Annotated in this window: 14 protein-coding genes; 6 read left to right on the top strand and 8 right to left on the bottom strand. The window is 69.1% G+C overall.

All coding sequences use genetic code 11. The features are described from left to right. Positions 1-123: 123 nt before the first annotated feature. Entirely contained in the window at positions 124-1,692 is a 1,569-nt protein-coding gene (locus ACFQI8_RS16130; protein ID WP_390246562.1) for an SLC13 family permease, read from the top strand. A 199-nt stretch (positions 1,693-1,891) separates the two neighbouring features. Next, on the top strand, positions 1,892-3,277 hold the full coding sequence (serS, locus tag ACFQI8_RS16125; RefSeq protein ID WP_390246560.1) for a serine--tRNA ligase: 1,386 nt from the start codon (positions 1,892-1,894) through the stop codon (positions 3,275-3,277). A gap of 66 nt (positions 3,278-3,343) precedes the next feature. Here the strand turns inward: serS and ACFQI8_RS16120 are convergent, their stop codons facing one another. Continuing rightward, the gene (locus ACFQI8_RS16120) at positions 3,344-3,697 is read right to left on the bottom strand and encodes a nuclear transport factor 2 family protein (protein ID WP_390246558.1); all 354 of its coding nucleotides are present in this window, start codon (positions 3,695-3,697) and stop codon (positions 3,344-3,346) included. A gap of 120 nt (positions 3,698-3,817) precedes the next feature. Between ACFQI8_RS16120 and ACFQI8_RS16115 the strand changes: the two genes are divergently transcribed. Beyond that, positions 3,818-4,315 carry a DUF367 family protein gene (locus tag ACFQI8_RS16115; RefSeq protein ID WP_390246556.1) on the top strand — a complete coding sequence of 166 codons (498 nt, stop codon included), beginning with the start codon at positions 3,818-3,820 and terminating at the stop codon, positions 4,313-4,315. 34 nt (positions 4,316-4,349) lie between these two features. Here ACFQI8_RS16115 and ACFQI8_RS16110 read toward each other — a convergent pair whose 3' ends face one another. After that, complete coding sequence (locus tag ACFQI8_RS16110) at positions 4,350-4,712, bottom strand: DUF5518 domain-containing protein (protein ID WP_390246554.1); 363 nt, start codon at positions 4,710-4,712, stop codon at positions 4,350-4,352. A gap of 261 nt (positions 4,713-4,973) precedes the next feature. On the opposite strand from ACFQI8_RS16110, the gene ACFQI8_RS16105 reads away from it, so the two are divergent. Beyond that, entirely contained in the window at positions 4,974-5,951 is a 978-nt protein-coding gene (locus ACFQI8_RS16105) for an NOG1 family protein (protein WP_390246552.1), read from the top strand. 138 nt (positions 5,952-6,089) lie between these two features. Here the strand turns inward: ACFQI8_RS16105 and ACFQI8_RS16100 are convergent, their stop codons facing one another. From ACFQI8_RS16100 to ACFQI8_RS16085, 4 genes are all read right to left on the bottom strand, one after another. Continuing rightward, positions 6,090-6,833, bottom strand: coding sequence for an SIMPL domain-containing protein (locus ACFQI8_RS16100; RefSeq protein WP_390246550.1), 744 nt, complete (start codon positions 6,831-6,833; stop codon positions 6,090-6,092). A gap of 88 nt (positions 6,834-6,921) precedes the next feature. Next, positions 6,922-8,226, bottom strand: a complete 1,305-nt coding sequence (locus tag ACFQI8_RS16095) for a TIGR00341 family protein (protein ID WP_390246548.1) — start codon at positions 8,224-8,226, stop codon at positions 6,922-6,924. 42 nt (positions 8,227-8,268) lie between these two features. Next, on the bottom strand, positions 8,269-8,991 hold the full coding sequence (locus ACFQI8_RS16090; protein WP_390246546.1) for a 5-formyltetrahydrofolate cyclo-ligase: 723 nt from the start codon (positions 8,989-8,991) through the stop codon (positions 8,269-8,271). Between the two features lie 87 nt (positions 8,992-9,078). After that, positions 9,079-9,741: a helix-turn-helix domain-containing protein gene (locus ACFQI8_RS16085; RefSeq protein ID WP_390246544.1), complete on the bottom strand. Its 663-nt coding sequence runs from the start codon at positions 9,739-9,741 to the stop codon at positions 9,079-9,081. A gap of 376 nt (positions 9,742-10,117) precedes the next feature. Here ACFQI8_RS16085 and ACFQI8_RS16080 point away from each other — a divergent pair, with 376 nt between their 5' ends. After that, a complete protein-coding gene (locus tag ACFQI8_RS16080) occupies positions 10,118-10,552 on the top strand; it encodes a DUF7344 domain-containing protein (protein WP_390246542.1) in 435 nt (144 codons plus the stop codon). A 138-nt stretch (positions 10,553-10,690) separates the two neighbouring features. After that, complete coding sequence (engB, locus tag ACFQI8_RS16075; protein ID WP_390246540.1) at positions 10,691-11,308, top strand: GTP-binding protein EngB; 618 nt, start codon at positions 10,691-10,693, stop codon at positions 11,306-11,308. A gap of 51 nt (positions 11,309-11,359) precedes the next feature. Here engB and ddh read toward each other — a convergent pair whose 3' ends face one another. Continuing rightward, a complete protein-coding gene (ddh, locus tag ACFQI8_RS16070) occupies positions 11,360-12,286 on the bottom strand; it encodes a D-2-hydroxyacid dehydrogenase (RefSeq protein WP_390246675.1) in 927 nt (308 codons plus the stop codon). Between the two features lie 330 nt (positions 12,287-12,616). Next, positions 12,617-13,858 carry an eIF2B alpha/beta/delta subunit family protein gene (locus ACFQI8_RS16065; protein ID WP_390246538.1) on the bottom strand — a complete coding sequence of 414 codons (1,242 nt, stop codon included), beginning with the start codon at positions 13,856-13,858 and terminating at the stop codon, positions 12,617-12,619. Between the last annotated feature and the right edge of the window lie 54 nt (positions 13,859-13,912).

The raw sequence follows: 13,912 nt of genomic DNA, 5'->3' as shown, positions 1-13,912 counted from the left end.
CGCGAAACCTCGCTTCTGTCTGCTGATTCCGACGGGAACGCGGCTGTCGACACCGATATACCGCCATTCGCTACCGTATTGAAAATAATTAAGTAAGACTATCGTTAGAGATAGCGTGTATCAATGATACGCGGTGTTACAAAGACTGCTCGCGGACGATTCGCCGTCTTCACGCTCGCGCTCGTCGCGTCCCTCGCGCTGGCCTTCGGGCCGTCGCTGGAGGGGCTTTCGACGCGGGGTCAGTACGCATTAGCGACGATGGTGTTCGCCGGCATCCTCTGGGTGTCCGGCGCGCTCCCCCTCGCGGTGACGGCGCTGTCGATACCGGTGTTGCTCACGGCCTACGGCGTCTACGGCGACATCGACCCGGCGCTCGCCGGCTTCGCCGACCATCTCATCTTCCTCTTCATCGCCGGCTTCATGCTGGCGAACGCGCTCCAGAAGTACAACATCGACCGCCGCATCGCGCTGTGGCTCATGGCCGTCATGGGGTCGTCGCCGCGGCGACTCATCCTCGCCATCATGCTCGCCACGGCGTTCCTGTCGATGTGGGTCTCGAACACCGCGACGACGGCGATGATGACGCCCATTGCGCTCGGCGTCCTCGCGCAGGTGCTCGGCCGCGAGGAGGTCTACGAGGCCGACGCCGCCGAGGGCTCCTTCTCGAACATGCAGATAGCGACGCTCCTCGGCACCGCCTACGCCGCGAGCGTCGGCGGGGTCGGCACCCTCATCGGCACGCCGCCGAACGCGGTCGTCGCCACCCAGCTCAACGCGTTGCTCGGCTACGACATCGGCTTCGCCGAGTGGCTCCTCGTCGGCCTCCCAATCGTCGCCATCACGCTCCCCATCGTCTGGTACCTCCTCACGTTCCGCTTCTACCCGCCCGAGGTCGACGACGTGGAGGGTGCCCGCGAACAGGCGCGCGAGTACCTCGCCGAGGAGGGCGCGCTCTCGACCCGCGGCCGCCGGGTCGCGTACATCTTCGCCGCCACCGCCGGGCTGTGGGTCGTCGGCGGCCTCGACCTCGCGTTCGAGGGCGTCCTCTCGGACCCGGTGTTCAACACCCTGTTCGGCACCGGCGAGGGCATGACGCTCCTCGGCGTCGAGGGCCATCAGGGCCTCCTGTACTACGTGATGGTCGGGATGGTCTCCATCCCGGCGCTCGTCCTCGCGGACACGATGGAGTGGGACGAACTGGTCGACATCGACTGGGGGACGATTCTCCTCTTCGGCGGCGGCATCTCGCTGGCCGACGCGTTCGCCTCCACGGGCGCGACGCGGTGGCTCGCCGAGGCCGTCTTCGGCTCTTTGACCGGCGCGCCCATCATCCTCGTCGTCGGCGCTATCGTGCTTCTCGTCATCTTCCTCACGGAGATGACCTCGAACACCGCGACGGCGACCATCATCGTCCCCGTGCTCATCGGCATCGGGAGCATCTTCGCGACGACGCTCGGCCTCACCGAGGTCTCCGCGGCGGTGTTCCTCGCGGTCAGCGGGGCCATCGCGGCCTCGTTCGCGTTCGCCCTGCCGGTTGCGACGCCCCCGAACGCCATCGTCTTCGGGAGCGGCCACATCAAGCAGTCGCACATGATGCGGGCCGGGACCGTCCTCAACGTCGTGATGACCGGCGTGCTGACGGTCCTCATCTGGTTCCTCTTCCAGTTCGTCTGGCCGGCGTTCCTCTGGTAGTCAGTCCGTCGGCTCCCGACCGCGGCGGCCGCTCTCACCGCGGTTCGGTCGCGTCCTTTCGACGCCGTTTCGCCGCGTTCGCTCGCCGCTGATTCGTCGCATTCGCCCGTCGCTTTTTCGCCGCGTTCCCACCGCGTTCCCGCCCCCGACCCTCGGCGATGCGATACGATTTTCCCGCCCGCCCGGAAACCACAGCCCAATGATTGACAGGCAACTGCTCCGCGACGAGCCGGAGCGAGTTCGCGACGCGCTCGCCGCCCGTAACATGGAGGGCGTGGACATCGACCGCGTCCTCGACGTGTACGACGAGTGGCGCTCGCTGAAGGCCGAGGGCGACACCCTCCGCCACGAGCGCAACGAGGTCAGCCAGCAGATCGGCCAGCTGAAACAGGAGGGCAAAGACGAGGAGGCACAGGCGGCCATCGACCGCTCGGGCGAACTCAAGACGGAGTTACGGGAGCTCGAAGCCCGCGCCGACGAGCTCGAAGCGGAACTCGACGAGGCGCTCATGGAGCTTCCGAACCTCCCCCACGAGTCGGTCCCCGTCGGGGCCGACGAGGCCGACAACGAGGAGGTCCGCCGCGTCGGCTTCGACGACCGCCGCGAGCTTCCCGACGAGGTGACGCCGCACTACGACCTCGGCGAGGAACTCGACATCATCGACGAGGGCCGCGCGGCCAAGACCACCGGCTCGGGCTTCTACTTCCTGAAAGGCGAGGGCGCGATGCTCGAACACGCGCTCGTGCAGTTCATGCTCGACGTCCACCGCGAACAGGAGTACGTCGACCTGTTCCCGCCGATTCCGGTCAAGACCACCTCGATGGAGGGCACCGGCCAGCTCCCGAAGTTCGCCGAGGACGCCTACCGAATCGGCGGCTCGGAGACCGAGGACTACGAGGACGACGACCTGTGGCTCTGTCCCACCGCGGAGGTCCCGGTCACGAACATGTACCGCGACGAGATTCTCCTGAAGGACGACCTCCCGCTGAAGCATCAGGCGTACACGCCGAACTTCCGGCGCGAGGCGGGCGAACACGGCACCGAGACCCGCGGCATCGTCCGCGTCCACCAGTTCAACAAGGTGGAACTCGTCAACTTCGTCGAGCCCGACGAGTCGTACGACCGGCTCGACGCGCTCGTCGACGAGGCCGCCGAAGTGCTCGACCGCCTCGGCCTGCCGTACCGCGTCCTCTCGCTTTGCACCGGCGACCTCACCTTCGCGTCGGCGAAGACTTACGACCTCGAAGTGTGGGCCCCCGGCACGGAGTCCGAGGACAGCCCCGACGACCTCGGCGGCCGCTGGCTGGAAGTGTCGTCGGCCTCGAACTTCGAAGACTTCCAGGCGCGCCGCGCCGGCCTCCGCTACCGCCCCGAGCGCCACGAGTCGGCGGAGTACCTCCACACGCTCAACGCGTCGGGCACGGCCGTCGGCCGCGTCATGGTCGCGCTCCTCGAATACTACCAAAACGAGGACGGCACGGTCGACGTGCCCGAACCGCTCCAGCCCTACATGGGCGGCCGCGAGGTCATCGAGGGCCACGAGCCCGTCGGCGAGGCCGCGGTCGGTGCCGGCAAGAAGGACTGAGCGACCGACGCCGCCGCCACCGCGCTTGTCGCGTCTCACGCTCCCTGTCTCCCGCGTCTCCTCCCGTCAGTTCGCCGTCGACGACTTGACGAACGTCTTCAGCTCCGAGAGCTTCCCGTCGCGCGCCCGAAACCGGTCGAGGAAGACGAACAGCTCGTCGCCGTCGCGGTCTTCGAGGTGGCCGCGGACGACGATTTCGTCGTCGGACTTCGACTGGATGTAGCGCTCGATGACGTGTCGCGTGTCCTTCCGCGGCCGGTCGTCCCGCATGAACGTGACGAACTCCTCGCGCCCCGAGAGCGTCATGTCGCCGCGGTGTTGGACGAATCCCGGTTCGAGGAGGTTCCGAAGCATGTCGTATCCGTGGTGGTCGAGCGCCGTGTAGTACTGCCGGGCCAGATACGTCGCGTCGGGATGCACGCGCTTTCTTCGTCGGCCGACGGGAAGAATCCGACGCCGGTTCGGCTCGTCTGTCGAACGCGCCGCGCGCGCCGACACCGCGTTCGGGACGCTTTTCTCGGCCAGTCGCGTACCCCGGATGTGGACCTGCACGTTCGATACGAGGGCGACGACGACCCGAAGAAGTGCACGGCGAAGAAGCTCGAACGCTTCGACATGGCCGTCCTCCACGGCTCCGACCGCGAGACCCCCTACGGCGTCGTGCTCAACCCTCACGCCGACAGGGCGCTGTCGCCCGCCGACGCGGACACCGGCGCGCTCGTCGCGCTCGACTGCTCGTGGGAGTCGGCCGGCGAGGCCATGTTCTCGCTCCCCGGCGAGCACCGCGCGCTCCCGTATCTCGTCGCCGCCAACCCCGTGAACTTCGGCCGCCCGATGCAACTGACGACCGTCGAGGCGATAGCCGCCGCGCTCGTCATCTTCGGCGAGAAACCGCGGGCCGAAGACGTGCTCTCGAAGTTCAACTGGGGGCACACGTTCCTCGAACTCAACGAGGAGCCGCTCCGCCGGTACGCGGAGTGCGCGGACTCGACCGAGGTCGTCGAGATTCAGCGGGAGTACCTCGAACGCGGCGAGTAGCCCGTTCCGACGCCCCTCAGTCTCAGTCTCAGCCTTAGCCTTTTACCCACGCGCCGACCGCTCCGGCGACGGCGCTGTCGATAGCGAAGACGAGCGTCAGCACGACGCCCGCGACGAGGACGCCGACGCCGCCGAGGAGTCCGCCCAGCGGTCCGCCGGCCAGTCCCACGAGGCTCCCGAGGAGCGCCGCGAGGAGCGTCACGACGATGCCCGAGATAGAGCCCGCGACGAGGCCGTTCCACGCGCCGTTGCCGAGCGTGCCGCCCGCGAGGTAGCCCGCCGCGAAGCCGCCGAGTAGGCCCGCCCCGATTTGGCCGACGACGGGGAGCGCGAGTCCGCCCGTGCCGACGACGACGATGACGACGAAGCCGATGGCGACCGCCTTCCAGTCAGTCATGGGTCGAGGGAGGCCGCGGGCGGGTAAGAACTTCGTGGCGGTCGCGGGGCGTTGGCCGTCCGCCGTCGGCCGCCCCTCACGCCGCCGCGGTGTCGTCTCTCCGGCCGCCGCGGTGTCGTCCCTCCCGCCGCCGCGTCGGCCGCCCGCGACCCCTTCGCTTCCGGTCGAACCGTGCGGGAGACCTGCACGGCGAATCCCTCGCTCGAAGCGCCGAGCCCCAAACGGACGCGCTTTTACGGCTCGGCCATGTAGCGGACTGCAATGATTTTCGAGTCTCTCCCGACCACGCCCCGGTCGGACGAACTCATCGACAAGGCCTTCTCGCGGGCCGCGCGCACGGGGCGAGCGAAGCAGAACAAGTTGGAGGCTCAGCAGTCGATGCTTCAGACGGCGTCGAACATCCTCTCGGACAACCTCGAAAACGTCGTCGTCGAGTGGCCCGACTTCGAAACGGTCGACCCCTTCTACTACGAGCTTGCAGACGCCATCGTCGACGTCGACGAGGTTCGAAAGAGCCTCTCGGAAGTGATGTGGGCCTCCCGGCAGGTCGACAACATCGCCCGCGAGTACCAGCCGAAGCTCCGCAAGACGGACGCCGACCTCGCGCGCAAGCACCGAAAGCAGGCGTTCGCCCGCATGGCGAGCGTCGTCGAGGAGGTCGAAGACGACCTGCTCCGCATCGGCGAGGCGCGCGACGACCTGAAGGACCTCCCCGACATCCGCCCGGACGAGCCGGCAATCGTCGTCGCCGGCTACCCGAACGTCGGCAAGTCCTCGTTCGTCAACGACGTGACCCGCGCGTCGAACGAGATCGCCCGCTACCCCTTCACGACGAAGGGCGTCCAAATCGGGCACTTCGACCGCGACCGCATCCGCTATCAGATTATCGACACGCCGGGACTGCTCGACCGCCCGGAAGACGAGCGCAACGACATCGAACAGCAGGCCGTGAGCGCGCTCGAACACCTCGCGGACGCCGTCATCTTCGTCGCCGACGCCAGCGGGGCGTGCGGCTACCCCATCGAGTCACAGCTCGAACTCCGCGACGCCGTGAAAGCGCGCTTCGAAGAGCGCGACATCCCGGTGCTCACCGTCTGTAACAAGAGCGACCGCTCGACCGACATGGAGGCCGACCTCTACATGAGCGTCGAGACGGGCGAGAACGTCGAGGCCGTCCTCGATGCCGCGGTCGAGGCCATCGGGTTCGAACCCGACATCCCGCCGTCCCGCAACGAGTAATCGAATCGACGCGGATTTTCGGGGTCCGTCGTTTTCGCCGCGCCGCAAGCCCAGAGAGCCGAGGCTACGCGGTGAGTGTCGGAGAAGGCGGACTCGGGGTGGGTCGAACCGCGAGTTCGGTCAGCGGGGCGCGGGTGCTTACTCGGCTTCGTACACCATCTGGACGGTCGCGGAGACGGTCACGGGGCCGGGCGAGAGCTCGGTCGACCCGGAGGCACGAGCGGCGTCCTCGGCGTAGGCGACCGGGTACGGGCCGGGCGAGGCGCTCCCGCCGACGGTGGCGGTGTGGACGCCCGCGACGGTCAGGCCCGAGGCGCTGGCGACCGCGTCGGCGTCGGCCCTCGCCGAGTCGACGGCGCGGGTCAGGGCCTCTTCGCGGAGTTCGGCCCGCCGCTCGTCGGAGAGCGTGAAGGCGACGCCGCGGATTTCGCTGGCACCGGCACCGACCGCGAGGTCGATGACCTCGCCGGCGCGGTCGGGGGCGACCTCGACGCGGAGGGTGTGGGTGGCGCGGTAGCCGAGGAGGTCGCGCTCCTGACCGCTGTAGTCGTACTCGGGGTAGATGTTGAAGCCGGTCGTCTGGATGGCGTCATCGGCGACGCCGGCGTCGGTGAGGGCCGCGCGGACGGCGGCCACGTCGTCGGCGACGGTGCCGCGGGCGTCGTCCGCCGAGTCAGCGGTGGTCGTCACGGCGATAGAGACGACGGCGAGGTCTGCGTCGGCGGTCACTTCGCCGGTGCCGGTCGCGGAGATGGTCGTCGCGTTCGTCGCGCTCGTCTCGTCTGTGCCCCCGTCGGTCGTCGCCTGCAGGGGTGCCGAGAGACAGCCCGCGAGGAGGACGAGGCCGACGAGGAGTATCGGAGCAATCGTGCGTCGTTGCATACCACGAGAACGTCGGCTCAGCTATTCAAGCCGCGCTAGAGACAAAGAGCGACTGTAGCCTTCGAAGCGGGGGCGGAATGCCGGTTACCTACTCCACGACGGCGACGTAGCGCACTTCGACGTTGATTTCGCCGGCGGCCCACGGCGACAGCGGTTCGGGGGCGACGGCGTTCACCCGCCTCGTGAGTTCGCGTTCGACCACCGGCGGGTCCGATGCCGGGTCGTAGCCGACGGTCACGACGACGCGGTCCGGCTCTCGGAGCGGGCCGCTGTCGTACTGCAGTTCCATCGACAGCAGTCGGGCGTCGGTGTCCGAGAGCACGTCTTCGACGGCGTCGCGCGCGTCGCCTTGGAAGTCGGCGTTCCGGTAGGTCGTGTAGGTGACCGCGCCGAGGAACGACGAGAGCACGAGCAGTCCGACCCCGATGACGGCGATGCGGAAGAAGGTGGCCCGGCGGGCCTCGTCGCGACGAATCCAGCGCTCGGGTCGGTAGCCCTGTTGCCAGAGGACGCCGATGGCGACGAAGTTGACAGAGAGGATGTTGACGAGGACGAGGATGGCCGAGCCGACGACGGCCTCGGGCGCGCCCCACGCGATGCCGATGCCGACGACAGCGGTCGGCGGGACCAACGCGGCGGCTATCATGACGCCGACGAGCGCGGTCGAGACCCCCGAGGAGAGCGAAATCGCGCCGGCCGCCCCCGCGCCGAGCGCGATGACGAGCGACAGCACGTCGGGCGCGAGGCGCTCGTCGACCTCGGGAATCGACAGCACCTCCGCGGCCGAAAGCGGGACCGCCCCGGTCCCCCTGAGCAGGAACGCGAAGACGGCGGCCGCGCCGACCGCGAGGAGGCCGCCGAGCGCCTGCAGGCGAACCCCGCGGGCGAACATCTCGTCGTCGTCGACGACGGTGCCGACGCTCGCGGACATCGCGGGGCCGACGAGCGGGGCGATGACCATCGAGCCGACGACCACGGCCGGCGAGTCGAGAAGCAGGCCCGCGGTGGCGACGAGCGCCGAGATGACCGTCATGAGCACGTAGGTCGAAACCGACGGCGCGAGTTCGGCGGCCTTCGAGGCCAGTTCCTCGCGGGCGATGCGGTCGCCGTTCTCCTCGTCTTCTTCGTACTGCTCGCGGAGCTGGTCGAACCGCTTCGAAGCGACCGTCTCGGCGGCGACGACGACGGTGTAGGCGTCGCGCTCGACGCCCGCCTCGCGGAGCCGCGCCAACACCGGTTCGACGGCCTCCTTTGGGACCGGGAAGGTGACGACGGCGACGAAGTCGCGCCCCGAGGTCTCCTCGGAGACGGCGTAGTCGACGCCCTCCTCGTCGAGCGTCCGCAGGACGGCCTCGCGCTTGCCGGTCGGCACCAACACCTGTACGAGTCGCACGCCTTCACGTCGACCCGGGCGGTGAAATAAGCAGGGGCTCGGCTACTCGCCCGACTCGTCGCGTAACTGCCGGAGGACGGGCATCTCGTCGAGCCGCTCGTCGGGGAGCGCGCCCCAGTCGATGCCCGTGGGTCGCGGATACGGGGTCTCGGTTCGGACCAGCCGTTCGGGGGTGACGACGAGGTCCATCGGCACGTCGTGGGCGTCCGGCTCGGGCAGGTCGTCGCGGACCTGTCGCTCGTGGACCGTCGTCGCCACGGTCGTCTCCGCGGAGACGGCTCCCAGCCCCCGCAACACCGCGTATTCGAGGTCGCTGAACCCCTCGCCCTTTCCGACGCGAGCGCCCGTCTCCGAGACGGCGACCGACCCCGAGACGACGAGGTCGATTGGCGGTAGGGCGTCGGGACCGACCTTGTCGGCGTAGGTCTCGACGTGCGAGACGGTCGGCGCGCTGTCGAGGTGGTCGTCGTCGATGCGCGCGGGGTCGAGTTCGTAGAAACACTCCTCGTCGCGGAGCCGCGGGACGGCCATGTAGACGACCTTCCCCTCGCGGAGCGCCCGCCGCCTGACGGGGAGTTGCGGCGCGTCCGGGTTGGCCTTCACCGCGTCGGCGGCGGCCCACTCGGGCGTCGCCGCGAGCCGTTCGGCGGCCGCCGTCGCGTCGGCGAAGTTCGGGATGCGGCCGTGCGGCAGGAAGGGGAACCGGGCCGCGCCCGACGATTCGAGGTCGTCCCACACCGTCGTTCGGAGCGTCGCTTTGTCCATCGCGTCGCCGTCGCGTACTCCCGCCGGCCCAATAGCTCCCCCGTTCGGGCCGCGAGCGACGGCCGCCGTCGCGCGGGCAGTCACCCGCTACGAGAAGTCGGCCGCCGACTGCGACAACAGCACCCTCCGCAGGACGGTGTCGGCCCCGCGGCGGACGCGCTCGGAGGCGGCCTGCGGGCTGATTCCGAGTCGGTCGGCCACCTCGTTGAGCGTGGTCTGACGGGGGACCTCGAAGTAGCCCTCGGAGACGGCGGTGACGAGCGCCTCCTGTTGTTCGTCGGTGATGTCGAAGTTGTAGACGCCCGGCTCGCCTTCCGCGAGAGTGTAGATGCGTTCGACGTGGAACTCGATGTCCTCGTCCTGACAGCGGTTGTGGAACTCGGTCAACCCGGTGTGGTCGCTGAACCGGAGGCGGAACAGCCACGGGTCGTTGCCGTGGGCTTCGAGAATCGCCGCCTCGCTGTCGGTGAGTATCCGAGTCAGACTCGACGTGGCCCCGCCCCAGTTGACTTTGTACAGCACCCGGTCTTCGATGCGGGCGACCGCCGTCAGGTCGTCGACGAGACGGTTGTGTCGGACGGCGCGCTCGAACGCTTCGAAGTCGGTGCCGTGCGCCCAGAAGAACGGCATGACCTCGCCGCCGGTCGGGACGACGCGCTCTAGTTCGATGTGGACGCCGCTCGACACGGCGGTGACCCTCCCGAGGTCGAAGCTCTCCGAGTCGATTGTCAACTCGACGATTACGGCCATTACTGGCTGTCCTTCAGCGGCCGCCGTATTGAACTCCCGTGTCAGTCGATTCCCATGAGCCACCGAAAGCGGCGCTCAGACGCCGGAAATCACTTTCCCTCGCTCGCATTCCGACCGAGAGAACCCGCTCGTGACCAGTTCGGTTCACGATATGTAACGTCGGTTTCCGGACGCGCTATTTCAATGACCGGACTGTGAAAGCAGAAAGAGAATGTCGACTTGCTAGCTATGCACTCTCGGGGGACGTAGTTGTGAACACACACAGACATCGACAGCCGTACGCCGTTCAGACGCGCCGCGACGGCACAGAGGCGTACGGACGTGTGATTGACTGGTCGCGCTCTCGACGGTACCGGTATCGGGTGGTGCTCACCGGGTGCCCGGAGCGGGACCGTTCGGCGACTCGCGGGAGACGCCTTGCCTCGGCGTCTCGCGCCCGTCGCGCGACGCCCGTTGGGGGCCGACGGGGGTTGCGCGGATGGTAGCCGCGGGGTCTCCCCGCCTCGACGAGGCGTTCGACGCGCTCGGGAACGTCCATCGGCGACAGTTGCTGATGAGCCTGCGCCGACGGCGACGCGCGCGCCTCGACGCGGCAACGCGGGACGCCGCCGTTGGTGGCGGCCGCGACCGCGACCGACTGACGGTGGAACTGTTCCACGTCCATCTGCCGAAACTCGCCGACGCGGGCTTCGTCGAGTGGAACCGTCGTCGCGGTTCCGTCACGCGCGGCCCTCGATTCGACGAAATCGAGCCGCTGTTGCGATTTCTCGACGAGGACGCGAGCGAGTTGTCGGCCGGCGGCTGTGACTGACGCGGCCGCTTCATTCACGCGTCGTCGGCGGGTCGTCGTGGGGGCGACTCGTCCGGAGACGTGCTTTTTTCCACGTCGACGCCGCCAGCGGCGGGTTCGTTCCGCCCACCTTATCCGTCGCGGTGGCGAATCACCGGTATGTTCGAAGACCGACCGGACCGCGACGAAATCGTCCTCGTCGGGCGGTCGAACGTGGGGAAGTCGACGCTGATGCGAGAGCTGACGGGTCACAGCAAGTTCACGACGGGGAAGAAGCCCGGCGTCACCCGCAAACCCAACCACTTCGACTGGAACGCGGAGCACTTCATGTTCACCGACCTCCCCGGGTTCGGCTTCATGTCCGGCGTCGACCGAGACACCCGCGAGGCCATCAAGACCGACGTCGTCCAGTACATCGAGGAGCACGCCGACGACATCCTCGCGGCGGTCCTCGTCGTCGACGGGAAAAGCGTCATCGACATCATCGACCGCCACACCACCGACGACTCCATTCCCCACGACGTGGAGATGTTCTTCTTCCTCGACGAACTCGACATCCCGACCGTGGTCGCGGTCAACAAGATGGACAAGGTCGACGACCGCGATGAGCGCCTGAACGACCTCTGTGACCGCCTCGGGCTGTTCCCGCCGTGGAAGCAGTGGCGGAACGTCATCGCGCCCATCACGGCCAAGCGCGGCGACATCTCTCACCTCGAAGACGCCCTGCGGTCGCACCTCCACGAGCAGGGCCGCGACGACCTGTTCAAGTTCCTCTGAGCGAGGCGTCGACGCGCCGACGCGCCGCCCCCTGTTCGGACCGTCTCGCCCTCACGCCACGCGGTTCGTGAGCGGTTCGCCGGCGGCTATCTTCTCGACGTTCTCTCCCACGAGCGCCGCGATGTCCTCGTGGTACCTCCCCGTCGCGGCGCTCGCGTGTGGCGTGACGAGCACCTCGTCGAAGCCCCACAGCGGCGACTCCGCGGGGAGCGGTTCCTCGGCGAACACGTCAAGCGCCGCGCCCGCGATGTCGCCGGCGTCGAGCGCCGCCACGAGGTCGGCCTCGTCGACGACGGGGCCGCGCGCGACGTTCACGAGGTAGGCGTCCTCGCGCATCGCCTCGAACGCCGGCGCGGCGACCATGCCTGCCGTCTCCTCGGTCAGCGGCATCGCCAGCACGACGAACCGGGCGTCGGCGACGGCCTCGTGCAGTCGGTCGGGCGTGAACACCGTCGAGACGTTCTCGGCCGGGTCGCCGGAGCGCCGGACGCCGACGACCTCCATGCCGAGGGCGGCCGCGCGGTCGACGACGCCCCGACCGAGCGTGCCGAGGCCGACGACGCAGACGCGCTCGCCGTCGAGGGTGAACGGCTCCTTGTAGCGCGGGAGGTCCCACTCGCGGTCGCGCTGGGCGTCGCGGTAGGCGTGGAGGCGGCGGGCGAGCGTCAGCATATAGCCGACGACCGTCTCGCCGACCGTCGTCCCGTGGACGCCGGTGCTGTTCGTGAGCGCCGTGCCGGCGTCCTCGTAGTCGGCGACGGGGAACTCGTCGTAGCCGGCGCGGACGCAGTGGACCCAGTCGGCGTCGACGAAGGCGTCTCGGTGGCCGAACGTGGCGACCGCGTCGCCCGGCCCGAACTCCTCGTCGTCGCCGACGCGCTCGACGGGCACTCCGTGGCCCGACAGCGCCTCGGCGAACAGCCCCGGCGGCATCGTCCGACCGACCGACTCGTCGACCGCGATGCGTTCGATGTGCATGGCCGAGGGGTTGCGGCGACTCACGAAGGAAGTTGCGCCTTCGGCGTGGGTGTCCGGTTTCCGTCGCTCGGCGAGAGCCCGTTCGCTCACAGCGGGTGGCCCAGTCCGACAGAAGCGTGCACGCGACGCTCCGGGAGGAAGTAGTTCGGAGCGACCGACGGGCCGTCAGTAGTTGGTGGCTCGGATGAAATCTATCATCACAAGGGGCTGAGTGGGGGTAACCTTCGTCATCGCCACCGAGTCGGAGTCCGGGTCGGACGCTCAAGAATCCACCCTTTTCGCCCGCCGGGCGGTGGTCGCGACGGCTCCCCGAAATCCCGCGCTCCCGACTCAGTCGTCCCACGCCGCCAGCGCGGCGTGTTCGGCCGCGAGCGCACCGATTTCCTCTGCGCCCAACACGCCGTCCTCGGTGACGACGCCCGAGAGCAGGTCCGCGGGAACGACCTCGAAAAGCGGGTTCTCGGTCGCGATGGCGGCCTCGCCGTCGTACAGCGCGCCGGCGTCCTCGCCCACGAAGCGGTCGTCGCCGCGGACCTTGTCGCGGGCGCAGACGGCGAAGACGGACACGTCGGCGCGGGTGGCCGCGAGCGCGACGGGGAGGCTTCCGACCTTGTTAGCGACGCCGCCGGACGCGAGCACGGAGTCGGCCCCGAGGAACACGGCGTCAGCCCCGCCGGCCGCGACGAGTCCGGGGAGCGCCGCGTCGGTGGTCAGCGTCGCGTCGCGTCCACTTCGTGCGAGTCGCTCTGCGACCCCGACCCCCTCGCCGCCCGGCCGGGACTCGGCGACGAGGACGGCGGCTTCGGCGGCCTCGGCGGCTTCGAGCGCCGCGAGGACGGTCCCCGACCGTGAGAGCGTGGCGAGTCGGTCGTAGCCGCGTTCGCGGACGAGTTCGGCGGCGCGGGCGGCCGCCGCGTCGTCGGCTTCCGCCGCGTCGTCGATAGTCGCCTCGGCGCGGCGACGAACCGATTTCGGGTCGGAGTTCGATTCCGACATGACGCGGTTGATGCGGTTCTCGACGGCGGCCATGCTCGGGCGGGCGTCGCGGAGTCGGCGGGCGACCGACGCGAGCGCGTCCCGCGAGTCGGCTTCGGCGGCGGCGTCGCGCAGGACCTCCAGCGCCCGGAGCGAAATCCACGCGGACCCGTGGGTCTCGTCATCGGAGATGGTCTCGACCGCGGGCGCGACCCGGCGGTAGGCCGCCCACAGTCCGGGGACCGCCTCGCGCTCCCGAATCTCGGTCGGGTGGGCCCACTCGACCGCGGTGAGTTCCTCGTTGGTGTCGACGTCGCGGCTCCCCGCGTCGAACAGGAACGGGTGGACGGTCCACTCGCGGCCCTCGTCGGCGACCGAGAGGGGTGCTCCCGCGCGGACGAGTTCGGCGTCGGCCTCGCGGACGCCGACCTCCTCGGCGAGTTCGCGCCGGGCGTCGCGCTCGGCGTCGGCGGGGTCGCCCTCGACGTAGCCGGAGACGCCGGCCCAGCGGTCCTGATACGTTCCGACGGCGTCGCTCCGGCGGGCGAGGAGGACGCGGCCGCCGTGTCGGAGGAAGACGGTGACGACGTGTGGCATATCTTGACTTACGTCCGCCACTGACAAAACGACTATTCAGGCCGGTCGCGTGGT

The sequence above is a fragment of the Haloferax chudinovii genome, from assembly GCF_042663345.1.
Taxonomy (GTDB): Archaea; Halobacteriota; Halobacteria; order Halobacteriales; family Haloferacaceae; genus Haloferax; species Haloferax chudinovii.
Note: the sequence above shows the minus strand (reverse complement) of the source record. Positions and strands in the feature narration are given on the sequence as shown.